Source organism: Micromonospora sp. L5, assembly GCF_000177655.2.
GTDB lineage: Bacteria > Actinomycetota > Actinomycetes > Mycobacteriales > Micromonosporaceae > Micromonospora > Micromonospora aurantiaca.
In genome coordinates, this window is the sequence record NC_014815.1 from 2,272,358 (window position 1) to 2,295,451 (window position 23,094).

The 23,094-nt window shown below is 73.9% G+C and carries 18 protein-coding genes; 9 read left to right on the forward strand and 9 right to left on the reverse strand.

Going from position 1 to position 23,094, the window contains the following annotated elements; genetic code table 11:
- Positions 1–198 precede the first annotated feature (198 nt).
- Together ML5_RS32770 and ML5_RS11000 are read left to right on the forward strand one after the other, a co-directional pair.
- On the forward strand, positions 199–471 hold the full coding sequence (locus tag ML5_RS32770) for a hypothetical protein (protein ID WP_236619401.1): 273 nt from the start codon (positions 199–201) through the stop codon (positions 469–471).
- Between the two features lie 51 nt (positions 472–522).
- Positions 523–2,109: a hypothetical protein gene (locus ML5_RS11000; protein WP_236619402.1), complete on the forward strand. Its 1,587-nt coding sequence runs from the start codon at positions 523–525 to the stop codon at positions 2,107–2,109.
- A 4-nt stretch (positions 2,110–2,113) separates the two neighbouring features.
- Here the strand turns inward: ML5_RS11000 and ML5_RS11005 are convergent, their stop codons facing one another.
- Positions 2,114–3,304 (reverse strand): glycosyltransferase family 39 protein, encoded by a 1,191-nt coding sequence (locus tag ML5_RS11005; RefSeq protein ID WP_013285269.1) that lies wholly within the window; start codon positions 3,302–3,304, stop codon positions 2,114–2,116.
- A gap of 230 nt (positions 3,305–3,534) precedes the next feature.
- On the opposite strand from ML5_RS11005, the gene ML5_RS11010 reads away from it, so the two are divergent.
- From ML5_RS11010 to ML5_RS11025, 4 genes are all read left to right on the forward strand, one after another.
- Positions 3,535–5,154: a glycosyltransferase family 4 protein gene (locus ML5_RS11010; protein ID WP_369752120.1), complete on the forward strand. Its 1,620-nt coding sequence runs from the start codon at positions 3,535–3,537 to the stop codon at positions 5,152–5,154.
- Positions 5,151–6,719 (forward strand): glycosyltransferase, encoded by a 1,569-nt coding sequence (locus ML5_RS11015; RefSeq protein ID WP_013285271.1) that lies wholly within the window; start codon positions 5,151–5,153, stop codon positions 6,717–6,719. The genes ML5_RS11010 and ML5_RS11015 overlap by 4 nt, the downstream gene beginning before the upstream one ends.
- Positions 6,720–6,722: 3 nt before the next feature.
- Positions 6,723–8,006 carry a nucleotide sugar dehydrogenase gene (locus ML5_RS11020; protein WP_013285272.1) on the forward strand — a complete coding sequence of 428 codons (1,284 nt, stop codon included), beginning with the start codon at positions 6,723–6,725 and terminating at the stop codon, positions 8,004–8,006.
- Between the two features lie 201 nt (positions 8,007–8,207).
- A complete protein-coding gene (locus ML5_RS11025) occupies positions 8,208–9,956 on the forward strand; it encodes a CDP-glycerol glycerophosphotransferase family protein (protein WP_013474736.1) in 1,749 nt (582 codons plus the stop codon).
- A gap of 58 nt (positions 9,957–10,014) precedes the next feature.
- Here ML5_RS11025 and ML5_RS11030 read toward each other — a convergent pair whose 3' ends face one another.
- Positions 10,015–10,557 carry an acyltransferase gene (locus tag ML5_RS11030; protein ID WP_013285274.1) on the reverse strand — a complete coding sequence of 181 codons (543 nt, stop codon included), beginning with the start codon at positions 10,555–10,557 and terminating at the stop codon, positions 10,015–10,017.
- Between the two features lie 67 nt (positions 10,558–10,624).
- Positions 10,625–10,963, reverse strand: coding sequence for a DUF952 domain-containing protein (locus tag ML5_RS11035; protein ID WP_013474737.1), 339 nt, complete (start codon positions 10,961–10,963; stop codon positions 10,625–10,627).
- Positions 10,964–11,047: 84 nt separating this feature from the next.
- Here ML5_RS11035 and ML5_RS11040 point away from each other — a divergent pair, with 84 nt between their 5' ends.
- Positions 11,048–11,704 carry a response regulator transcription factor gene (locus ML5_RS11040; protein WP_013285276.1) on the forward strand — a complete coding sequence of 219 codons (657 nt, stop codon included), beginning with the start codon at positions 11,048–11,050 and terminating at the stop codon, positions 11,702–11,704.
- A 10-nt stretch (positions 11,705–11,714) separates the two neighbouring features.
- A complete protein-coding gene (locus ML5_RS11045) occupies positions 11,715–13,103 on the forward strand; it encodes a HAMP domain-containing sensor histidine kinase (protein ID WP_013474738.1) in 1,389 nt (462 codons plus the stop codon).
- Between the two features lie 6 nt (positions 13,104–13,109).
- Here the strand turns inward: ML5_RS11045 and ML5_RS11050 are convergent, their stop codons facing one another.
- The 4 genes from ML5_RS11050 to ML5_RS11065 form a co-directional block, all read right to left on the reverse strand.
- The gene (locus ML5_RS11050) at positions 13,110–14,051 is read right to left on the reverse strand and encodes a TAXI family TRAP transporter solute-binding subunit (protein WP_013474739.1); all 942 of its coding nucleotides are present in this window, start codon (positions 14,049–14,051) and stop codon (positions 13,110–13,112) included.
- A 96-nt stretch (positions 14,052–14,147) separates the two neighbouring features.
- Entirely contained in the window at positions 14,148–14,795 is a 648-nt protein-coding gene (locus tag ML5_RS11055; RefSeq protein ID WP_013474740.1) for a hypothetical protein, read from the reverse strand.
- Positions 14,796–14,901: 106 nt separating this feature from the next.
- Positions 14,902–15,705 (reverse strand): peroxide stress protein YaaA, encoded by an 804-nt coding sequence (yaaA, locus tag ML5_RS11060; RefSeq protein ID WP_013474741.1) that lies wholly within the window; start codon positions 15,703–15,705, stop codon positions 14,902–14,904.
- A gap of 16 nt (positions 15,706–15,721) precedes the next feature.
- On the reverse strand, positions 15,722–17,326 hold the full coding sequence (locus tag ML5_RS11065; RefSeq protein WP_013474742.1) for a hypothetical protein: 1,605 nt from the start codon (positions 17,324–17,326) through the stop codon (positions 15,722–15,724).
- Positions 17,327–17,408: 82 nt separating this feature from the next.
- On the opposite strand from ML5_RS11065, the gene ML5_RS11070 reads away from it, so the two are divergent.
- Positions 17,409–18,485: an App1 family protein gene (locus ML5_RS11070; RefSeq protein ID WP_013285282.1), complete on the forward strand. Its 1,077-nt coding sequence runs from the start codon at positions 17,409–17,411 to the stop codon at positions 18,483–18,485.
- Positions 18,486–18,697: 212 nt separating this feature from the next.
- On the opposite strand, the gene glgB is transcribed toward ML5_RS11070, so the two are convergent.
- Together glgB and ML5_RS11080 are read right to left on the reverse strand one after the other, a co-directional pair.
- Positions 18,698–20,800, reverse strand: a complete 2,103-nt coding sequence (glgB, locus tag ML5_RS11075) for a 1,4-alpha-glucan branching protein GlgB (protein WP_013474743.1) — start codon at positions 20,798–20,800, stop codon at positions 18,698–18,700.
- Positions 20,788–22,908 carry an alpha-1,4-glucan--maltose-1-phosphate maltosyltransferase gene (locus ML5_RS11080; RefSeq protein WP_013474744.1) on the reverse strand — a complete coding sequence of 707 codons (2,121 nt, stop codon included), beginning with the start codon at positions 22,906–22,908 and terminating at the stop codon, positions 20,788–20,790. Before ML5_RS11080 ends, glgB begins: the two co-directional genes overlap by 13 nt.
- Positions 22,909–23,094: the final 186 nt, after the last annotated feature.

Consider the following 23,094-nt stretch of genomic DNA (forward strand, 5'->3'; position numbering starts at 1 on the left):
GCCGCGTAACGACCGCCGGAGCGCGTGCGGACACTACAATAACGCCGTTTCGCGCGCCGGACCTGCCGCCGCCCGGCGGCCGGCGGGTGCGCCGTGCCCCGGATCACCGCGGTCCCGTCACCGGCGGTCCCGGCCGGCCGGACACGCCGTCTCGGCCGGTCCTCGACCGCGGCCTCCGCTTTCGTAGACTCCTACGCCATGACCGCGCCTGCGCCCGACACCCGCGACCGTGAGCCCGCCCCCACCGGCGGCGACGGGTCCGCGGCCGACGACTCGTCCGATCCGGGGTCGTCCACCCCGCGCCCGACGACGACCGCGGCCCCGGAACAGCCGGAGCAGCCGGAGCAGCCGGAGCCGGACACCGCGGCCGAAAAGCGGCGCGGCGGCCGGTGGCGGCGGGTCGACGCGCTGGTGGCCCTGGTCTACCTCGCCGGAGCGTTCTGGGTCACCGCCCGCGGCTGGCGCGACTAAGACGGCCGGCTGCTCGGCAGCCGCCCGAACGACCAGGGCTTCAACGAGTGGATGCTGGCGTACGCGGCGCACGCGGTCACCAACCTGGAGAACCCGTTCTTCACCACGCTCCAGAACGCCCCGGCCGGCGTGAACCTGATGACGAACGTCGGGATGCAGCTGCCCGGCCTGGTGCTCACCCCGGTCACGCTGCTCTTCGGCGCGTCCTTCTCCTATCTGCTGTTCATCACGCTGAACCTGGCCGGTACCGGGTACGCCTGGTACCACGTGCTGTCCCGGCACGTGGTCGACTCCCGTGCGGCCGCGTTCGTCGGCGGACTGTTCTGCGCCTTCGCGCCGGCGCTGATCTCGCACAGCAACGGCCACCCGCACATCACCGCGCAGTGGCTGGTGCCGTTCATCGTCTGGCGGGTGATCGCGCTGTCCCGCGGCGAGCGGGTGATCCGCGACGGCCTGATCCTGGGCGGGCTGGTGGTGGCCCAGTTCTTCATCAGCCTGGAGATCCTCTTCCTGACCGCGCTCGGCTGCCTGATGCTGGTCCTGGCCTACCTCGTCTTCCGGCCCCGCGACGCGGTACGCCGGCTGCGTCCGCTGCTGTCCGGTCTGGCGATCACCGCCGTGCTCGTGTCCGCGGCGGCGGCGTACCCGTTGTGGATGCAGTTCGCCGGCCCGCAGCACCGGGTCGGCCACCCCGGCACCCCGGACATCTACGCCCTCAAGCTCGGCTCGTTCGTCGAGTTCGCCACCAAGTCGATCGCCGGTGGCCCGACCAGCGCGATCGGCTGGGCGCCGAACACCACTGAGCAGGCCAGCTTCTACGGCTGGTCCCTGGTGGTGCTCGCGGCCGGTGTGCTCTGGTGGCTGCGCCGGGAGACCGCGGTCCGGGTCCTCGGGGCTGTCGGCCTTGTCTCGGCGCTGTTCTCCATCGGCACCACCTGGACGGTCGGCACCCGTCGCACCGACGTCCCCGCGCCGTTCGCCCTGGTGCAGAACCTGCCCGTGTTCGACTCCGTGGTGGTGTCCCGGTTCGCGCTGATCACCACGGTGGCGCTCGGTGTGCTGCTGGCGGTCGCCGGGGACCGGCTCGCCGCCCGCCGCACCGAACCGGCCGGCCGGCTGGCCGCCCGCGTCGGGGCCGTGGCGGTGGCCGCCGCGCTACTGCCGATCCTGCCGATGCCGCTGGACGCGAAGGGCCGCACCCCGGTGCCGGACTTCGTCACCGCCGGCACCTGGCGCGACCACGTGGCGCCCGGCCGCACGCTCGTCCCGGTCCCGGTGAACGGCATGACGTCGCTGTACTGGAGTTCTGCCGCGGTGGCCGGCTTCGCCGTCCCCGAGGGCTACTTCCTCGCGCCGGTCTCCGCCACCGACAACACCGGCCGCTGGGGCGTCGACCCGCAGCCCACGGCGAAGCTGCTCACCGCCGTCTCGCTCGGCGAGCGGGACACCACGGTCGGCCAGGCCGACGTCGACCAGGCGCGCGCCGACGTCCGCTACTGGAAGGCCGACGCCGTGGTGCTGCCCGACCGCGGCGCCCGCCGCCACGACGACCTGAAGACCGTGCTGGACGCGCTCTACGGCCCGGGGGAGCGGGTCGAGGACGTCTGGGTGTGGGACGTCCGGCCGTTCACCCGCTGACCGGTCACGGCGACTTCGTCCAGATCAGCAGCAGATAGCCGCCGAAGTAGGCGGAGAGCGCCACGAGCGTGACCAGCACCGTGCCGGCCCGGGCCCATCCGGCCCGGGCCAGGCCCACGGCGGCCGGCAGCAGCAGCGGGAACGCCGGCAGCAGGAACCGCGCCTTGGAGTGGTAGTAACCGGCCGCGCCGAGCGTGGTGACGAGCATCAGGCCGCTGTAGAGCAGCAACTGCCACGGCTGCCGGTCGATCGCGCTCAACGCGAAGAACATGATCGACAGCAGCGCCACCACGGTGACCACCAGCAGCGGCAATGCGGCCACCTGCACCAGCGCCTGCTGGCCCCGGTCGACGGTGTAGACGCCGAAGTCGAAGGTGGTGCCCCACCCGGCGGACTGGATGTGGAACCAGCCGTCCGGCCGGCCGGTCCGGGTGCCGACCCAGGCCAGGTAGCCCAGCCACCCGGCCGGGGCGAGCAGCAGCGCCGCCCAGGGCCGCCAGCCGTCGCGCCGCCTGACGACCGCCAGCAGCGCGGCCAGCCCCACCACCGGGATCAGCGACGAGGCGGTGGGCCGGGTCAGGCCGGCGAACAGGCACACCACACCGGCGGTCACCCAGTGCCGGCGCAGCAACGCGTACAGCGTCCAGGCGGCCAGCGCGGTGAACAAGCTCTCGCTGTAGCCCATCGACTCCACGACGGCGTGCGGCACGGCGCCCCAGAGCGCGGCGAGCAGGATGCCGGTACGCCTGTCGTGCAGGTGCTTGCCGATGGCGTACAGGCCCCAGGCGGCGGCCAGCGCGGCCAGCCACGCCACGACCAGCGCCGACTCGCGCGGGCTGAACGGGGAGAGCCGCTCCAGGGCCGCGGTCAGGCCCGGGTAGAGCGGGAAGAACGCCATGTTGCTCTGGGTCTTCTCGTACCCGTCGTAGCCGTGCTGGACGATCCCGAGGTACCAGTTGCCGTCGGCCCGGGTGAGCCGCTCGACCGGGGAGACGTCGATGTTGCGGGCCCACAGGTAGACGACGAGCACGCCGATCAGCCGGATCACCGCGTACAACGCCAGCGCGGGCGCCGCGTCCCGGGCGGCGTCGCGCAGCCGCCGGACGTAGCCGGGCCGGACGCGGTCGGCTGTGGCCGGGCCGGTCGGCGGGGCTGGTGCGGGCCGGCTGGGTTCCTCGGTGGTCACCACGTCCATTGTGCGGTCCCGTTCGCGCTGAGCTGCGATTGTCCGGAGGCCCCGCGTGGCGCGGCCGGCGACCCGGCGAACGACCCGGAGCGGGCGCCGGTCGTTGAACAGGATGGAGGGTAGCAACCGTCACACCAGGTCGTGGGGCACCGGCGGCGGCGGGCGTTCGAGCCCGATCCGCTGTCGTAGACTCGCTCGGGTCCGCGGGCGCGGTGCTGGCGACGACGAAACGGGCAGGAATGGGATCTGACGGCACGACCGCAGCGGCGGGCACCCGGGGACGGGTCGTGATGCTGGTGGACAACGGGGTCATCGGTGACTCCCGGGTGCAGAAGGCGGCCCGCTCCGCCGCCGATGCCGGCTGGGACGTCGTGCTGCTCGGCCGGGCGCCGGTCGGCAGCCCGCAGAGCTGGCGCCTCGGCGCCGCCGAGGTACGCCTCGTGCCGATGCCCGAGCCGCTGGCCCGCCGCCGGCACGAGTTCCGCCGGGCCTGGCTGCGGCACCCGCTCGCCTATCCGCCCAGCGGCATCGCGGCGCAGCGTACCCAGGCGGTGAAGGCATGGCGCGCGGACCTGGCGGTCCGCCGGGCGGCGCTCACCGTCGCTGCCCGCGAGTCCGGCGCGGGCCGGCCGGGCGGGCTGCCCTGGGCCGCGCTGCGCGCCGAGGAGAAGCTGTCCGGCCTGACCCGCAAGTGGGTCGGTTTCCGCAACCGTCAGCTCACCCGGGCCCGCAAGGGCCGCAAGCTGGACGGCCCCTGGGACCGCGCGTACACGCTGTTCTGGCGCAAGCTGCGCGGCGACGGCGCGTGGCGGCGCCTGGAACCGGGCCTGTGGGACTACGAGCTGGCCTACGGCCCGGTGGTCGACGAGCTGGCGCCGGACCTGATCCACGCCAACGACTTCCGGATGCTCGGCGTCGGCGCCCGCGCGAAGGTCCGGGCCGCCGCGAAGGGCCGCCGGATCGCGCTGCTCTGGGACGCCCACGAATATCTTCCCGGCGTGCAGCCGTGGCGCGACAACGCCCGCTGGCTGCCCGGCAACGTGGCGCACGAGCGGGAGTACGTGCCGTACGCCGACGCCACCATGACCGTCTCCGGTGGTCTGGCCGACCTGCTGCGCACCGAGCACGGGCTGGCCGAACGGCCGGCGGTCGTGCTCAACGCACCCGCGGTGGACGAGTTGCCCGCGGATCCGGCCGGGCCGGCGCCGGACATCCGCGCCCGCTGCGGGCTCGGGCCGGACGAGCCGCTGCTGGTCTACAGCGGGGTGGCCGCCGCCAAGCGCGGCCTCGGCGTGATGGTCGAGGCGCTGCCCCGGCTGCCCGGCGCGCACGTCGCGTTCGTGGTCAACAAGCCCGACTCGGCGTACGTCAGGGGCCTGGTCACCCGGGCCGGTGAGCTGGACGTGGCGGACCGGGTGCACGTGCTGCCGTACGTGCCGCACCACCAGGTGGTCCGGTATCTCGGCGGCGCGCAGGTCGGCGTCATCCCGATCCAGCACTGGCCGAACCACGAGATCGCGCTGATCACCAAGTTCTTCGAGTATTCACACGCCCGTCTGCCACTGGTCGTCTCCGACGTGCGCACCATGGCCGAGACTGTCCGGGAGACCGGTCAGGGCGAGGTGTTCCGCGCCGAGGACGTGGCCGACTTCGTCCGCGCGGTCACCGCGGTGCTCGCCGACCCGCAGCGGTACCGCGCCGCGTACGACCGGCCGGGCCTGCTGGCCGGCTGGACCTGGGAGGCGCAGGCGCGGGTTCTCGACGAGGTCTACTCCCGGCTGCTGCCCGACGCGCCGCCCCGGCCGACGCCGCCGGCGCACGCCCCGGTGGAGCCGGCACAGGTGGAGGTGGGCGCGTGAACGGGCCGGACGTGACGGTGGTGGTCGCCGTCTACAACACCATGCCGTACCTGACCGCCTGCCTCGACTCGCTCGTCGGGCAGAGCATCGGCCGGGACCGGCTGGAGGTCGTCGCCGTCGACGACGGCTCCACCGACGGCAGCGGCGCGGAACTGGACCGCTACGCCGAGCGGTACCCGGGCACGGTCCGGGTGCTGCACCAGGCCAACTCCGGCGGCCCGGCGGCGCCGAGCAACCTGGCGCTCGACCACGCCCGCGGCCGGTACGTCTTCTTCATCGGCTCGGACGACCACCTCGGCCCGGAGGCGCTGGAGCGCCTCGTCGACGCCGCCGACCGGTGGGACTCCGACGTGGTGCTCGGCCGGATGGTCGGCACCAACAAGCGCTACGTGCACCAGGCCGTCTACGCCACCACCCGGGAGCGGCTCGACCTGTTCGACAGCGACCTGCCCTGGTCGTTGTCGAACACCAAGCTGTTCCGCCGGGACCTGATCGAGCGGCACGGCCTGCGGTTCCGTACGGACATGCGGATGGGCAGCGACCAGCCGTTCACGCTGGAGGCGTGCGTCCGGGCGAAGAAGGTGTCGGTCCTCGGCGACTACGAGTTCTACTACGCGGTCAAGCGGGACAACGCCCAGAACATCACGTACGCCAGCCGGTTCGAGGAGCGGTTGCGCTGCGCCGAGGAACTCGTCGGGTTCGTCGCCGGCCTGATCGAGCCCGGCCCGCGGCGGGACGCGGTGCTGGTGCGCCACTTCACCTGGGAGGTGGCGAAGCTGCTCCGCGCGGAGTTCCTCGCCCTCGCCCCGGACGTGCAGCGGCACGTCCACGACCGGATCCGCAAGCTCGCCGAGGCGTACCTGACCGACGGGGTGACCGCCCGGATGGCGCCCGAGGAGCGGCTGCGGGTGGCGGTGGCTCGCGACGGCGACCTGGACGCGCTGTGCACGCTCATCGGCCAGCAGTCCGACCGGTCACTGCCCGAGGTGGTCGTCGACGGCGACCGCTGGTACGCCGACCACGTCGGCTTCCGCGACCCGGCGTTCGGCTACCCGGACGACTGGTACGACGTCACCGAGCGGGCCGCCGCGATACTGGCCAAGCTGACCGCGACCGGGCTGGCCTGGGGACGCGACGCCGCCGGGGCGCGGGCCCTGGTGGTCACCGCCCGCAGCCGCCGGGCCGAGCTGGCCGAGCTGAGCGCGGAGGCGCTGCGGGTCAGTGTGGGCGATCTGACGGGTGTCACGTCGGCCGAGTCCTCCGGCAGCGGTACCGTCGTACGAACGGACTTCGCGGTGGACCGGTTGCTGGCGGTCGTCGCGGGGACAGGCGAGCGTCGTATCGTACGCGCCGAGGTCTCCGCCCTGGGCGGGACGGGCTCGGCGCCGTTGCGCACCGACCGCCCCGTCGCCGCACCCCGGCTGGTGGCCCGGCGCGGTGTCCGCTGGCACCTCGTCACACCCACCACGAACCACAAGGGCCAGGTGATCGTCGCGATCACGCCGGTGACCCCCGGTCGGTTCCTTGCCCGCCTGCGCCGAATCTGGCCCTCTGGAGGAAAGTAGTTCATGAACATCTGCGTCGTCGCGCTCGGCAAGATCGGTCTGCCGCTGGCCGTGCAGTTCGCGTCCAAGGGGCACCGGGTGATCGGCGCCGACGTCTCCGAGCGGGTCGTCCAGCTGGTCAACGACGGTGCCGTGCCCTTCCCGGGTGAGGCCGACCTGGACGTCAAGCTCAAGGAGACGGTGGCCGCCGGCCTGCTGTCGGCCACCACCGACACCGCCGCCGCGGTCGCCGAGTCGGAGGCGGTCGTCGTGGTCGTGCCGCTGTTCGTGGACGCCGAGGGCGTGCCGGACTTCGGCTGGATGGACGACGCCACCCGGGCCATCGCCCGTGGGTTGAAGCCGGGCACGCTGGTCAGCTACGAGACCACGCTGCCGGTCGGCACCACCCGTAACCGGTGGGCGTCGATGCTCGCCGAGGGCTCCGGCCTGACCGCCGGCACCGACTTCCACCTGGTGTTCAGCCCCGAGCGGGTGCTCACCGGGCGGGTCTTCGCCGACCTGCGCCGCTACCCGAAGCTGGTCGGCGGCATCGACGAGGCGTCGGCCGCGCACGGCGTGCGGTTCTACGAGGCGGTGCTCGACTTCGACGAGCGCCCCGACCTGGACCGCCCGAACGGCGTCTGGGACCTCGGCTCCGCCGAGGCGTCCGAGCTGGCCAAGCTCGCCGAGACGACCTACCGGGACGTGAACATCGGCCTGGCGAACCAGTTCGCCCGCTTCGCCGACACCGTCGGCGTGGACGTCACCAAGGTCATCGAGGCGTGCAACACGCAGCCGTACAGCCACATCCACTCGCCGGGCATCGCGGTCGGCGGCCACTGCATCCCGATCTACCCGCGGATGTACCTGTGGAACGACCCGGCCGCCACCGTGGTCCGCTCGGCCCGCGAGGCCAACGCGGCCATGCCGGAGTACGCGGTCGACCTGCTCGCCGCCGCGTACGGCGATCTGACCGGCGTGGGCGTGCTGGTGCTGGGCGCCGCCTACCGGGGCGGCGTCAAGGAGACCGCGTTCTCCGGCGTCTTCCCGACCGTGGACGCGCTGCGCCGGCGGGGTGCGGTGCCGTACGTCTCGGACCCGATGTACACGAACGAGGAACTGGTCGCGCACGGCCTGCCCGGGTACGACGGCGAGCCGGTCGGCGCCGCGGTGATCCAGGCCGACCACGCCGAGTACCGCACCCTCGCCCCGGCCGACCTGCCGGGCGTGACGGTGCTGGTCGACGGCCGCCGGGTCACCGACCCGGCGCGCTGGACCGGCGTGCGCCGGGTGGTCATCGGGGGCTGACCCCACCGACTCCGCGGGCCCCGGCCGTCTCGAACGGCCGGGGCCCGTCGCGTGCCGCCGCCGGGATGAGCCGGGATCACGCCGTGCGGAGTTCACCTGCCGGACACCCCGGCAATACTTGTGTCATGTGATCCGTTTAGGGTCGCAGCCGTCGGAAATCGACCCGCACCGACATCGGTGGGGCAGACAGGGAGCGTGTCGTTGTTCAGCAGAGTACGCAGCCAGCAGGGTCTCGCCGCGGTCGGCGCGACGCTCCTCGGCTACGCGGTCATGGTCCTCGCCGGAGTCCTCGGCCTGGTGGTCCCGTACGCGGTGGCCGCGGTGGTCGCCGTCGCCGGTGAGCTGGCCCTGGCCGGGCGGCACACCGAGACCGCCACGCTGCTCGACAAGGCCGGTCTGGGCGAGACATTCCGGCGGCTGGTGCGGGACCTGTCGATGGTCCTGCTCGTGGTCGCCGCGGTGCGTCCCGGCGTGGCCGGCACCGTCGCCGTCCTGCTGCTGCCCGCCGCGCTGTGGACCGTGGCCGTCGCCACCAACGCGGTGACCAAGGTGATCGACGGCCGGGTCGACCCACCGGCGTACACCCGTAACATCGACCTCGGCGCGCTGCGGCGGGTTCCGGTGCCGCCGGCCTGGGCGCGGCTGCTGGCCGGGCTGCGCATGCCGCTGCTGAACGTGCTGCTGGTGCCCGCGGCAGTGGTGGCCGCCGCGCTCGACCGGGTCGCCCCGGTGGTGCTCACCGCCCTGGTCACGCTCGCCGCCGGCCTGGTCACCGCCGCGGTGCTGGCGCTCACCGCGCTGCGCGGCCGGGGCAAGGCCCCGGGTGTGCTGCCCGCCGTGCACGACTGGATGGCCCGGGAACGGCCCGAGGTGGCGCTCTACTTCGCCGGCCCGGCCAAGGACGTCTACCAGGCCAACATGTGGCTCGCGCCGGTGGAGGCGACCGGCCGTCGCGCCGTCGTGCTGCTGCGCGCCGCGGACGCGTTCGAGCAGCTCGCCGACACCCGGCTGCCGGTGATCTGCGTGCCGGCCGGCGTCGACTTCATGAACCTGGACCTGGGCTCGCTGCGCGTGGCGCTGTACGCCGCGAACGTCGGCGCCAACATCCACCTGCTGCGGGAGCCGGGCGTGAAGCACGTCTTCGTCGGCCACGGCGACAGCGACAAGCAGGCGAGCGTCAACCCGTACAGCAAGGTGTACGACGAGGTCTGGGTGGCCGGGCCGGCCGGGCGGGAACGGTACGCCCGGGCCGACGTCGGCGTGCTGGACCGCGACATCGTGGAGGTCGGCCGCCCGCAGCTCGCCGGGGTGCACACGTTCGGCTCGGGCGCCGCCGACCACCGCTTCACGGTGCTGTACGCGCCGACCTGGGAGGGCTGGCTCGACGACGACCCGTACCACACGTCGCTCGTGCTGATGGGTGAGCGGATCGTGTCCGGCCTGCTCGCAGCCGGGGACGTGCGGGTGATCTACAAGCCGCACCCGCTGACCGGCACGCGCTCGCCGAAGGCCCGCGCCGTGCACGAGCGGATCGTGTCCCGGATCAAGGCCGCCGGCGGCGAGACCGATCCGTCCTCGCTGGACGGCACCGCGCACCTGGTGGTCACCGGCCGCACGCCGGGGCTGTTCGACTGCTTCAACGTCACCGACCTGCTGGTCAGCGACGTGTCCAGCGTGGTCTCCGACTTCGTGCAGAGCGAGCGCCCGTACGTGGTGGCGAATCCGGCCGGCCTGCCCGAGGACGAGTTCCGGCGGCAGTTCCCGACCGCTCGGGCGGCGTACCTGCTCTCGGCGGACTGCGGCGAGCTGACGAAGATCCTCGACGTGACCCGGGCCGGGGACGACCCGATGACCGGGGCGCGGCGGGAGCTGAAGGAGTACCTGCTCGGCCCGGCCGGGTCGAACCCGATGGACCGGTTCCGGGACGAGATCGGCCGGCTCTGCGGCTGAGGCGTACCGACGGAGCAGGGGCGACGACCGCGCCGGTCGTCGCCCCTGTCTCGTCCGGTCAGCCCTGGTGCGGCGGGTTGTCGACGTCGCGGGAGATGACCTCGCCCTTGGCGTCGACCCAGCCCTTCGGGCGGGCCGGGTTGCCGGCCACCAGCTGGTACGGCTTGACGTCGCGGGTCACCACCGAGCCGGCGGCGATCATCGCGTACTCGCCCACCTCGATGCCGCACACGAGCGTGGCGTTCGCGCCGATCGACGCGCCCCGGCGGACGAGCGTCGGGGTGATCGTCCAGTCCGGATTCTGGGCGCGCGGGCGGAAGTCGTTCGTGAACACCGCGCACGGGCCCACGAACACCTCGTCCTCGATGGTCACGCCCTGGTAGACCGAGACGTTGTTCTGGATCTTCACCAGGTCGCCGACGGTGACGCCCGCGTCGACGTAGACGTTGCGGCCGATCACGCATCCGGCGCCGACCTGGGCGCTGGACCGGATGTGCGCCAGGTGCCAGACCTTGGTGCCGTCGCCGACCTGGGCGCCGGACTCCACGTCGGCCGTCGGGTGGACGAAGACGGAGGCGGACCGGTCGTTGCTGTCAGTCATCTCAACTCGCATCACATGCCAGGGCGCGTCGCGCCGTCGGGCGGGCTCGACGCAGCATAACGAGCGCTCACCCGAGCAGTTCGGCCACCGCGTCGGCGGCGGGCCGGTCGGCCGGCAGGGGGTGCGCGGCGACCACCGCGTCCACCGGCAACGCCCCGTACAGGTGCGGGAACAGCGCGCCGCCGCGGGACTCCTCCCAGCGCAGCGCGTCGCCGAGCCGGGCCTCGTCCACCGCGAGCACGGTCAGGCCGGTGACCCCGGCGAAGAACCTCCGCGCGGTCTCCACCACCTGGTCGGCGGCGGACAGGTGGACGTAGCCGTCCTGCCGGTCCATCGCGGTGCCGGCGAACCGCCCGTCCGCCCGTGCCCGCGTCCACTCGTCGTCGGTGAGAATCTTGTAGATCACGGCAGCAGCCTAGAGCGGCCTCGCGTCCCGGCGGCGCGTCTGCCACCATTCGCAGGGCAACACGTCGAGTCGAGGGAGGAACGGGTGCGGATCCTCCTGGTCGAGGACGACCGCCGGGTCGCCGCGGCGTTGTCGTCCGCGCTGACCCGGCGCGGCTACCAGGTGGAACACGCCGCGACGGTGGCCGCCGCGCTCTCCGCCGCCCCCTGCGACCTGGTGCTGCTCGACCTGGGGCTGCCCGACGGCGACGGCACCGACCTGTGCCGCGAGCTGCGGCGGCGCAGCAGCCGGCTCGGCATCATCGCGGTGACCGCCCGCGGTGAGGAACGCGACCGGGTGCTGGGGCTGCGGCTGGGCGCCGACGACTACGTGGTGAAGCCGTTCTCGATGGTGGAGCTGCAGGCGCGGATCGAGGCGGTGCTGCGCCGGGCCGCGCACACCGCGCCGCAGCGCAACCTGATCGAGGCCGGTACGGTCCGCATCGACGTGGGCGGCCGGACGGTGACGGTGGCCGGCCGGGACGTCTCGCTCACCCGCAAGGAGTTCGACATCCTGCTGTCCCTGGCCCGCCAGCCCGGGGTGGCGGTGCCGCGCGAGCGGATCCTGCTCGACGTGTGGGGCACCACCTGGGCCGACCGGCACACCGTGGAGGTGCACGTCGGGTCGCTGCGCGGCAAGCTCGGCGACCCGACGCTGGTGGAGACCGTACGCGGGGTCGGCTACCGGCTCCGCGAGGCGTGAGGGCCGGTTCGTGCGCCGCCGGCTGGTGATCAGCTACCTGCTGCTGATGGTGCTGGTCCTGATCGCCCTGGAGACGCCGCTGGCGGCCACGCTCGCGACCCGGGAGACCGACCGGGTCCGCGCCGACCGCCTCGCCGACGCCACCCGTTTCGCCTCGCTGGCCGGGCCGGCGTTGCGGGGCGGCAGCCCCGGCCCGCTGGACGGGGAACTGGCCGCCTACGACGCGCTCTACGGCATCGGCGCGGCCGTGGTGGACCGGGACCGCCGTACCGTGGTCGCCTCGTCCGGGTGGGAGCCGGGCGCGGGCACCCGCGCGGCGCTCGACACCGCCCTGTCCGGGCAGCAGTTCAGCGGCCCGGAGTCGGTCTGGCCCTGGGTCGGCGGGCCGGTGGTGACGGCCGTGCCGATCAACGACGGCGGCGAGGTGCTCGGCGCCGTGGTCACGACCAGCCCGGCGGACGGCGTGCGCCGCACCGTCACCGTGTGGTGGCTGCTGCTCGCGGGCATCGGCCTGCTGGCGGTGCTGGCCTGCGTCTCGACCGCGTTCGGGCTGGCCGGCTGGGTGCTGCGCCCGGTCACCGAGCTGGACGCGGTGACCCACGAGATCGCCGAGGGCCGCCGCGCCGCGCGGGTCCGCGCCGGACTCGGGCCGCCCGAACTGCGCCGGCTGGCGACCAGCTTCAACGACATGGCCGACGCGGTCTCCGACGTGATGGACCGGCAACGCGCCTTCGTCGCGCACGCCAGCCACCAGCTCCGCAACCCGCTCACCGCGCTGCGGCTGCGGGTGGAGGAACTGGGCCCCAGCCTCACCGACCCGGACGGGCGCGCCGAGCACCGGCTGGCGCTGGAGGAGACCGACCGGCTCGCGACGGTGCTCGACGCGCTGCTCACGCTGGCCCGCGCCGAGCGGGAGGAGAACGAGCGGGTGACTGTGGACGCCACCGCCACCGCCGCCTCCCGGGTGGCCGCCTGGCTGCCGCTGGCCCGGCACCGCGAGGTCACGCTCCGCCTCGACGCCGAGGACGCGCCGGCGTACGCCCGGACCGTGCCGACCGCCATCGACCAGGCGCTGGACGCCCTGATCGACAACGCGGTGAAGTTCAGCGGCACCGGGGGAGAAGTGACGGTGACCGTACGGGCCGCCGACGGCGGGACGGTGCTGACCGTCGGCGACACCGGCCCGGGCATGACCACCAGTCAGCTCGACCAGGCCACCGAGCGGTTCTGGCGGGCGCCGGACGCGCAGAACGTGGACGGCGTGGGCCTCGGGCTGACCATCGCGGCGGTGCTCGTGGACGCCTCCGACGGCCGGCTCACCATGCGCCAGGGCGAGCCCCGGGGCCTGGTCGCCGAGCTGTGGTTCCCGGCGCCCGCCGACGCGCCGGTCCGGTGCTGACCCGCGTCAGGGCTTCGCGGCGCGATACCACTGCGCCGCGCCCGGATGCAGCGGCAGCGGGGTGGTGACGATCGCCGACCGGGGACTCATCCGTCCCGCCGCCGGGTGCGCGGCGGCCAGCTCCTCCCGGCGGTCCATCAGCAGCCGGGTCACCTCCCGCACCAGCGCGGCGGGCAGGTCGGCGCGGACGATCAGGTAGTTCGGGTTCGCCACCGTGCTGACCGGGGCGGCCCGGTACACCGAGCGCGGCACGTCCCGGGTCACGTAGACCTGCCCGTACGCCCGGCGCAGCGGCTCGGTCCAGTCGCCCAGGTCCACGATCCGCAGCGAGGTCCGCTGGGCCAGGTCGGCGACGCCGCGCACGGGTAGCCCGCCGGAGAAGAAGAACGCGTCGATCCGCCCCTCGCGCAGGGCCGCCACCGAGTCGTCCAGCCCCAGGTGTTCCTGGCGTACCCGGTCGCCACCGAGCTGGGCCACCGCCAGCAGACGGGTGGCGGTGATCTCCGTGCCGGAGCCGTCGGCGCCCACCGACACCCGCCGGCCGCGCAGGTCGCCGAGCGTGCGGATCGGCCCGCCGGCGCGGGTCACCAGGTGCAGCAGGTCGTCGTAGACCCGGGCCACCGCGAGCACCGACGGATGCTCGGGCTCGCGCGGCGGCAGCACGTCGGCCTGGGTGAAGCCCAGCTCGGCCTCCCCGGCGCCGACCAGCCGGACGTTCTGCGCCGAGGCGGCGGTGACCACCACCTCGGCCCGTACGCCGGGCAGCTCCCGGTTGAGCAGCGCCGCGAGCGACTGGCCGAAGGCGTGGTAGACGGCGGTCGGGCTGCCGGTGGCGATGCGGATGCGGGTCGGCTCGGACGGCTCGTCCCGGCACCCGGTGAGCCCGGCGACGAGCAGGAGCACCAGCGCGAGCGGGGCGGCGGCGCGCACAGGCCAGTGTCGGCTCACGGGCTGCACTCTGCGCCGTGCACCCGCCGTGGCGCAAGCCCACGCGGCGCACGCACCACCGCAGGCCCGGCGTGCGGCAGTCTCGGGCCGGGCCGGTCAGCTCGCCGGGGCCAGCTCCGCGCTCTCGGTGATCCGCTCCCGGTGCTCGCCGTTGGGTACCACCACGAGGAAACAGCCCGAGCCGGGCCGCAGCGCCGCCGGCACGTCCAGCAGCGCCGCGCCGCGTACCAGCACCGCCGCCAGGTCCCGGTCGGCGAGCCGGATGCCGAGGCAGTGCCGGCGGACGTGCCGGCCGCCCGCGAGCAGCGCCGCCCGCCAGGCCGCCGCGGCCAGCCGGGGCCGCCACAGCCGCCGCGGCGCCGAGGCGCCCGGGAACGGCCCGCCGAGCAGCTCCCGGCGGCCCTGCCGCCAGCCCGCGGTCAGCAGATTCGCGTACGCCGCCCGGTGCTGCGGCGGCACCGACAGCCGGTGCAGCTCGTAGCGGCGGCGCAGGCCACCGGTGGTCAGCTCGTGCTCGACCGGCACGTCGAGGCGTCCCAGCAGCTGCCGCATCCGTTGCGCCGCGTCCTCGCGGTTGAACTCGGCGATGCCGCCGCGGTGCGGTCCGGAGTCGAGGCGGCGTACGTCGGCGGCCGGCGGCGGCGTGCAGCGCACCATGCAGGCGACCTCGAAGGCGTCGGTCAGGGTCAGCCAGTCCAGCGGCGGCGGCGACGGGCGCGGGCGGTCGAGCAGCGTGGTGAGCATCGGCGCGGCTCCTCGGTCGTCGGGGTACCTCTACCGTCGCTGCCGAGCGCCGGACCGGGAACCGCTGCGCCCGAGCCTTGAGCAAAATTTGCGGGAAGCCCGCGGCTCAGAGCTCGGTGACCACCAGGTCGACCTGCCGGGGCCGCCCGGCCGCCCGGGGCGCCTCCTCGACCGTGTACTTCAGCTCCCGCAGCGCCCCCACCAGCGCGTCGGCGGTACGCGGCCGGGCGTCGGCGAGCAGCAGATCCCGCACCAGTCGGCCCTTCGTGGCCTTGTTGAAGTGGCTCACCACCGACCGGGCCGGCGTGCCGTCCACGATCCGTTCGTGCAGCACCCGTACCGTCACCGTGCGTTCGGCGAGCGCGCCGCGCGGCGTCCAGGTGGCCGCGTACGCGCCGGAGCGCAGGTCCAGCACCGGGCCGCGCCCGGCGGCGGGTTCCAGTACCGGGCCGAGCGTCGCCCGCCAGTACGTCGTCAGCGCGCCGAGCCCCGGCAGCCGCGCTCCGATCGGGCAGCGGTACGGCGGGATCCGGTCGGCGAGGCGTACCGCGCCCCACAGGCCGGAGCTGATCAGCACCTGGCGGCGGGCCGCCCGCTGCGCGTCGGGGGGCAGCGTGTCCAGGCCGAGCGCCTCGTAGAGCACGCCGGTGTAGAGGCGTCCGGCCGGGGCGGTCGCCGCCTCCCGCAGCCGGGCGTTGCGCCGCAGCTCGCCGAGCTGCCCCTCGGTGAGGCCCAGCGCGGTCCGGGCCGCCGTCTCGTCCGGCCCGGCGCACAGGTCGACGAGCGCGGTCAGGACCGCCTCCCGGGCCGGGTTCAGCTCGGTCAGGGACAGCCGGGACAGGTCCAGCCGGCGGCCGGTGCCGGCCTCGGCCTTCCCCTCCGACGGGGGCAGCAGGATGAGCACCGGCACAGCGTACGGGCCGGGGTCAGCGCCACGGCCGCACGGCACGGTCGGGGTGGTACACGCGACTGCCGCCCACCTCGGCCACCATCGCCGCGTCGGCGCGGTCGCCCAGCAGCCGCCGCAGTGTGCGCTCGGCCGGGGAGCCGACCGCCACCACGTACCCGGGCCGTTCCGCGCGCGCCACCCGCTGCCAGTACGCCGGATAGCGGTTCTGCCCGGGCGTCAGCGCCCCGTCGAGCACACCGCAGGCGACGGTCTCCCCGGTGTTGAAGATCAGCCGGTTGCAGGTCCAGTAGTCCCCGTACACCTCGTGCAACCCGGCGTCCCGCACCGTGTCGGCGAGGCGGCGGGCCGTGCGCTCCTCGTCCCGTACGCCCGGCACGCCGGCCAGGAACGCCACGGTCCCGGCAACGGTGGCGGCGGTCAGCCCGGCCAGCACCACAGCCGCCGCGGTGCCGCCGAGCCGGGCCGTCCACCCGGTGGTGGCCCGCAGGGCGTGCGCGGCGGCCAGCCAGAGCGGCCACAGCACAGCCGGCAGCGAGATCTGGAGCACCGACAGGTAGCGGGCGTTGCCGAGCGGGTCGGTCGCGGCGAGCGGGCTGCGCACGTACGCCAGAAGTGTCAGCACCGCGCCCGCGACCAGGGCGAGGATCGCCACGGCCCGGACCCGCGCGGCGTGGTCGGCGGCCCGGCGGTACGCGATCAGCCCGAGCGCGGCGGCGGCCACCAGCAGCACCGGGTAGAGTACGCCGAACCACTGCGCCCAGCGCGCGCATCCGTCCATCGGGCACAGGCCGGATGCCAGCGGCACCCCCTCCAGCAGTCCGCCGCGCAGGCGTTCGGCCAGCGACGGCGCGACGCCCTCCTTGGTGCTGATCTCGCGGAACACCGACAGCGAGTCCTGCCCGGGCGGCGCGACGAGGTTGTCCTTGACCACCGGGGCGATCCCGGCCAGGAAGCCCGCGACCAGCAGCACGCCCGGCCAGCCGATCAGGTCCCGGGGCACCGCCACCGCGAGCACCACCGCCGCGACCAGCAGATACGGCGCGATCAGCCAGTCCGACCACAGCGCCAGCCCGGCGAGCAGCCCGAACGCGCCGGTGGCCAGCCAGTGGTGCCGGATCCGCCGGCCGCCGAGGGCCACCGCGATCAGCAGCATCGCCAGCACCGCCGGCTTCACCTCCGGGCGGCCGCCGACCGCTGTGAGCTGGTCGCGGACCACGCGCTCCGAGCCGAGCGCCAGCAGGCCCACCACGGCGACCGCGAGCCAGGGGGAGAACAGGCGACGGGTCAGCCGGTACGCCAGCCACAGGAAGATCGCGAAGAGCGCGAGCAGCGGCAGCCGCAGCACCGGCCAGCTCGGCCCGGCCCAGCCGACGAGCGGCGCGGCCAGGTACGACTCCAGCACGCCCATGTAGCGCTGGCCGTAGAGGAAGACCGGCCGCTCACCACCGGCGGCGATGTGCAGTGCGGCCAGGCCGAACGTGGCCTCGTCGCTGTTCGACGCGGGCACCGTGAGCAGCGTCAGCACCAGCCGGTAGCCGACCCCCGCGGCGCCGAGCAGCAGCGCCACCAGCGCCGGCGCGTCCGGACGCGGTCGTACCGGGTTCCGCTTCGTCGTCGACACGACCAACGCCCCCGTCGTCGTCCCGACCGCAGTCTGTCACGGCGGCGCCCGGCGCCGGGGCGGATCGGCGTGGATCACTCGCGTGGCCCGGCCGGTCCGGTTGTGGCACTGTTGCCGTGTGCCGCCCACACCACCGGACCAGCTGGCCGTCCCGCAACTGCACCGCGCCGCGCGCTTCGAGGACGCCGTGCACGGCCTGGTGGAGCGCCGGTTGCGGCGCACCGGGTGGCAGCCCAACATCATCGCGTACGCGGGCTACGGCGCCCCGGGCTGGGCGCGCGTGCTCTGCCGGGTGCTGCTGGGCCGCCCGGACACGCGGCGGCGGGGCCGGCTGGACAAGGTGCGGGGCTGGCGCAGCTTCGCCACGCTGCCCGCCAAGCACATCACGGTGACCATCGAGGCCGACGGCGTGCGCCAGGAGGTGACCGCCGACCGCAGCGGCTTCGTCGACACCGTGATCGAGGCCGACTTCACCCCCGGCTGGGGCTGCGTACGCCTCAGCGTCGCCGACGCCGAACCGGTGGAGGCGCTGGTACGCATCCTCGACCCGGCCGTCCGCTTCGGCATCCTCTCCGACATCGACGACACCGTCATGGTGACCGCGCTGCCCCGGCCGCTGCTGGCCGCGTGGAACACGTTCGTGCTCGACGAGCACGCCCGCACCGCCGTGCCGGGCATGGCCGTGCTGTACGAGCGGCTGGCCACCGCCCACCCGGGCGCGCCGGTCTTCTACCTGTCCACCGGCGCGTGGAACGTCGCGCCGACGCTCACCCGGTTCCTGTCCCGGCACCTCTACCCGGCCGGGCCGCTGCTGCTCACGGACTGGGGACCGACCGCCGACAGGTGGTTCCGCAGCGGCCGGGAGCACAAGCGGGCCACGCTGGCCCGGCTGTCCCGGGAGTTCCCCGAGGTGCGGTGGCTGCTGATCGGCGACGACGGGCAGCACGACCCGGAGATCTACCGGGAGTTCGCCGCCGCGCACCCGGACAACGTCGCGGGGGTGGCGATCCGGCGACTGTCCCCGACCCAGTCGGTGCTGGCCGGTAGCCTCCCGGCGCCCGCAGGGCGGTCGTCGTCGGGCCCGATCGGCCAGAAGTGGCTGAGCGCCCCCGACGGTGCCGGCCTCTGGAAGCTCCTCCGCGAAGCCGACCTGGTCTGACTCCTGCGGCCACCCGGCGACGGGCGGTCACGCGCCGACAGCCTGGGTGTGGAGAGCGACCGCCAGATCGCGGTCATCCCGACGCCGAGATATCACAGAGCGTAGTGCTGACCGGGAAGCGACTCCCCGATACGGTTATGACTCAGAGGCATATTTATGCCTCTGAGTCATAACGGGCTCGCCGTGGCCGCCCGGCCGGCTGGGCTGTGCCGTCAGGCCGGGCGGAGCCAGAGGACGCCCAGCGGCGGCACGCGCAGGGAGACCGACGCGGGCAGGCCGTGCCACGGCACGTTCTCGGCGTGCACCTCGCCCAGGTTGCCCACCCCCGACCCGCCGTAGTGGTGGGCGTCGGTGTTCAGCGCCTCGGTCCACGTCCCGGCCGCGGGCAGGCCGATCCGGTAGTCCTCCAGCGGCAGCGCGGAGAAGTTCGCCACGCACACGAGCGTCTGCCCGTCCGGGGCGATCCGGATGAACGACACCGCGTTGTTGGCCACGTCGTCCCCGGCGATCCAGCGGAAGCCGGCCGGGTCGGTGTCCTGCGCCCAGAGCGCCGGGCTCTCCCGGTAGAGCCGGTTCAGGTCGGCGACCAGCCGCTGCACGCCCGCGCGGGCCGGATCGTGGGTCAGGTACCAGTCGAGGCCGCGCTCCTCGCTCCACTCCCTGTCGTCGGCCAGCTCGCAGCCCATGAAGAGCAACTGCTTGCCCGGGTGCGCCCACATGTACGCCAGCAGCGCCCGCACCGTGGCCAGTCGCTGCCAGGTGTCGCCGGGCATCTTGCCGGCGAGCGAGCCCTTGCCGTGCACCACCTCGTCGTGGCTGATCGGCAGCACGTAGTTCTCGCTCCACGCGTACGCCAGCGAGAACGTGAGCTGATGGTGGTGGTGCTGCCGGTAGATCGGGTCCTTCGAGGTGTAGAGCAGGGTGTCGTGCATCCAGCCCATGTTCCACTTGAACCCGAACCCGAGCCCGCCCTCCGAGGTGGGCCGGGTGACGCCGGGCCAGGCGGTGGACTCCTCGGCGATCATCAGTACGCCCGGGTGGTGCCGGTAGACGGTGGCGTTGACCTCCTGGAGGAACGCGATGGCCTCCAGGTTCTCCCGGCCGCCGTGCACGTTCGGCGCCCACTGCCCGTCCTGCCGGGAATAGTCCAGGTAGAGCATCGAGGCGACCGCGTCCACCCGCAGCCCGTCGATGTGGAACTCGTCGAGCCAGTACAGCGCGTTGGCGACCAGGAAGTTGCGCACCTCGTTGCGGCCGAAGTCGAAGACGTACGTGCCCCAGTCGGGGTGCTCGCCGCGACGCGGGTCGGGGTGCTCGTACAGCGGGGTGCCGTCGAAACGGGCGAGCGCCCACTCGTCCTTCGGGAAGTGCGCCGGCACCCAGTCCAGGAGCACGCCGATGCCGGCGGCGTGCAGCCGGTCCACCAGGTGGCGGAAGTCGTCCGGGTCGCCGAACCGGGCCGTCGGCGCGTAGTAGCCGGTGACCTGGTAGCCCCACGAGCCGCCGAACGGGTGCTCCATCACCGGCAGGAACTCCACGTGGGTGAAGCCCATCTCCAGCACGTACGCGGTGAGCTGATCGGCCAGCTCCCGGTAGCCGAGGCCGGGTCGCCAGGAGCCCAGGTGCACCTCGTACACGCTCATCGGCTCCTGGTGCGGCGCCTGCCGGGACCGGCGCGCGAGCCAGTCCGCGTCGCCCCACTCGTACCGTGACTCGTGCACCACCGACGCGGTGGCCGGCGGCACCTCGGTGCGCGCGGCCATCGGGTCGGCCTTGTCCCGCCACCGGCCGTCCGCGCCGAGGACGCGGTACTTGTAGCGGCTGCCCACCGGCATGCCCGGCACGAAGATCTCCCACACGCCGCTGGAGCCGAGCGAGCGCATCGGCCACCCGTCGTCCGGCGCCCAGCCGGTGACGTCGCCGATCAGCCGCACGGCCCGTGCGTTCGGCGCCCAGACGGTGAACGCGACGCCCTCGTCGAACACCCGGGCGCCGAGCGCCGCCCAGAGCCGCTCGTGCCGCCCCTCGCCGATCAGGTGCAGGTCGAGGTCGCCGAGCGTGGGCGGATAACGGTACGGGTCGTCGTGCGTCGTGCCGTCCACCTCGACCCGGTAGTCCAGCACCTCACCGGGGAGGACCGCCTCGAAGACACCGGCGTCGTGGACCCGCTTCATCGGGTGCCGCTCGCCGTCGGCGAGCACCGCCACCTCGCCCGCGCCCCGGCGCAGCGTCCGGATCGTGGTGCTCCCGTCGGCCGGGTGCGCGCCGAGCACGGCGTGCGGGTCGTGTACCTCGCCGGCGATCAGCTGGTCCATCGGGCGTCGTCCTTGTCGGCCGGTGCGGTCGGGGCGGTGCCGCCGGAGAGGTCGGCGGGCACGTCTTCCACTGTCAGGTCGGGCGCGGCCGGCTGCTCCGGCTCGGCGGCGGTCGGTGCGGCCGGCTGCGGCGGCTCGGGTGCGGCCGGGCGGCGCACTGTGAGCACGTGCGCCGGTTGCAGGTACGGGTCGAGGCGCACCGCGTTGCGCTGCCCCCAGTCGTACTCGGCGCCGGTCAGCTCGTCGCGCACGGTGAACCGCTCGTGCCAGTCCAGGCCGAGCGCCGGCATGTCGAGCGTGGTGTTGCCCCACTGCACCTCGCGTGAGTCGAACGAGCAGACCACGATCACCGTGTTGCCGGTCTCCGGGTCGTGCTTCGACCAGCACAGCAGCGCCGGGTTGTCGATGTCGTGGAACCGCAGGTTGCGCAGCCGGTGCAGGGCGGGGTTGTCCCGGCGTACCCGGTTCAGCGTGGTGACGAACGGCGCCAGCGACCGGCCCTGCGCCAGCGCGGCGTCCCAGTCCCGCGGGCGCAGCTCGTACTTCTCGTTGTCCAGGTACTCCTCGGCGCCCGGCCGCGCGACGTGCTCGAACAGCTCGAACCCCGCGTACATGCCCCACGAGGGGGACAGCAGCGCCGCCAGCACCGCCCGGATCTTGAACATCGGCGGGCCGCCGTGCTGCAACGACGAGTGCAGGATGTCAGGCGTGTTCGGCCAGAAGTTCGGCCGCATCCAGTCGACCGAGGCGACCAGCTCCTCGCAGTACTCCCGCATCTCGGCCGCCGTCGTACGCCAGGTGAAATAGGTGTACGACTGGGTGAAGCCGATCTTGCCGAGCCCGTGCATGATCGCTGGCCGGGTGAACGCCTCGGCCAGGAACAGCACGTCCGGGTCGACCTTCTTGACCTCGGCGATCAGCCAGTGCCAGAAGTCGAACGGCTTGGTGTGCGGGTTGTCGACACGGAAGATCCGGATGCCCTCGCCGACCCAGTGCAGCACCACCCGCAGCACCTCGGCCCGGATGCCCTCGGGATCGTTGTCGAAGTTCAGCGGATAGATGTCCTGGTACTTCTTCGGCGGATTCTCCGCGTACGCGATGCTGCCGTCGGCCCGGGTGGTGAACCACTCCGGGTGCTCGGTGACCCACGGGTGATCCGGCGCGCACTGCAACGCCAGGTCCATCGCCACCTCCAGTCCCTGCTCGGCGGCGGCCGCGACGAAGTCGCGGAAGTCCTCAGGCGTACCCAGATCGGGGTGGATGGCGTCGTGGCCGCCCTCGGCCGCGCCGATCGCCCACGGCGAGCCCACGTCGTCCGGCCCGGCGGTGAGCGCGTTGTTGCGGCCCTTGCGGTTGACCCGGCCGATCGGGTGGATCGGCGGCAGGTAGAGCACGTCGAAACCCATCGCCGCGACACCCGGCAGCCGTTCCATCGCGGTGGCGAACGTGCCGGAACGCGCGGGCGCGTCGACTGTGGCCGGGACCGCGCCCTCGGAGCGGGGGAAGAACTCGTACCAGGCGGAGAAGAGCGCCCGCGGCCGGTCCACCCACAGCGTGCGCTCCTCGCCGGTGGTGACCAGCTCGCGCACCGGGTGCTCCCACAGCAGGTCGGCCAGGTCCAGCGCCGCGCTCACCCGCCGCGGCAGGTCCAGGTCGTCGTCGGCCAGCGCCCGCACGGCTTCGCGTACGCGATCACGGTCGGCCCTCGGCACCAGGTCGAGCGCGGCGGTGAGCACCCGTACGCCCTCGGCCAGGTCGTTCGCCAGCTCGGCCGCGCCCTGGCCGGCGGCGAGCTTCTTGGTGACCGCGTTCTGCCAGGTGAGGTACGGGTCTCCGAACGCCTCCACGGCGAAGCGCCACAGTCCCACCGCGTCCGGGCGGATGGTGGCGTGCCATCGGTCCTGGCCGGGTTCACCTGGGCGCATCCGGGTGAACGGGCGGGCCGCGCCGTCCGGGCCGAGCCAGACCACGTTGCACCCGAGCGCGTCGTGGCCCTCGCGGTAGGCCCGCGCCGACACCGGTACGACCTCGCCGACCACTGCCTTGGCCGGGTAGCGACCGCAGGAGACGACGGGGGAGACGTCTTCGATCGGGAACCGTCCAGTCACCCGCTCAACCTACTGCGCGAGATCCTCTCGCGCTCGGCGACTTCACCTCAGCCCTCAACCCGCTCACGAGGGCGTCGAGTCCGTGCCGGTGAGGCACCCGTGCCGTTCCACCGAACGAGCGTGGGCTGCGGTGAGTGGAACGCTATGGGTGTCAAATGGGCGCTGAGGCACCCATGGCGTTCCACC

What these genes read in the sequence shown, in the direction of transcription:
- ML5_RS11010 (WP_369752120.1), top strand. Translation starts at nt 3,535, where the DNA reads ATGGGATCTGACGGCACGACCGCAGCGGCGGGCACCCGGGGACGGGTC.
- ML5_RS11000 (WP_236619402.1), top strand. Translation starts at nt 523, where the DNA reads ATGCTGGCGTACGCGGCGCACGCGGTCACCAACCTGGAGAACCCGTTC.
- ML5_RS11005 (WP_013285269.1), bottom strand. Translation starts at nt 3,304, where the DNA reads ATGGACGTGGTGACCACCGAGGAACCCAGCCGGCCCGCACCAGCCCCG.
- ML5_RS32770 (WP_236619401.1), top strand. Translation starts at nt 199, where the DNA reads ATGACCGCGCCTGCGCCCGACACCCGCGACCGTGAGCCCGCCCCCACC.
- ML5_RS11055 (WP_013474740.1), bottom strand. Translation starts at nt 14,795, where the DNA reads ATGCTCACCACGCTGCTCGACCGCCCGCGCCCGTCGCCGCCGCCGCTG.
- glgB (WP_013474743.1), bottom strand. Translation starts at nt 20,800, where the DNA reads ATGGACCAGCTGATCGCCGGCGAGGTACACGACCCGCACGCCGTGCTC.
- ML5_RS11020 (WP_013285272.1), top strand. Translation starts at nt 6,723, where the DNA reads ATGAACATCTGCGTCGTCGCGCTCGGCAAGATCGGTCTGCCGCTGGCC.
- ML5_RS11030 (WP_013285274.1), bottom strand. Translation starts at nt 10,557, where the DNA reads ATGACTGACAGCAACGACCGGTCCGCCTCCGTCTTCGTCCACCCGACG.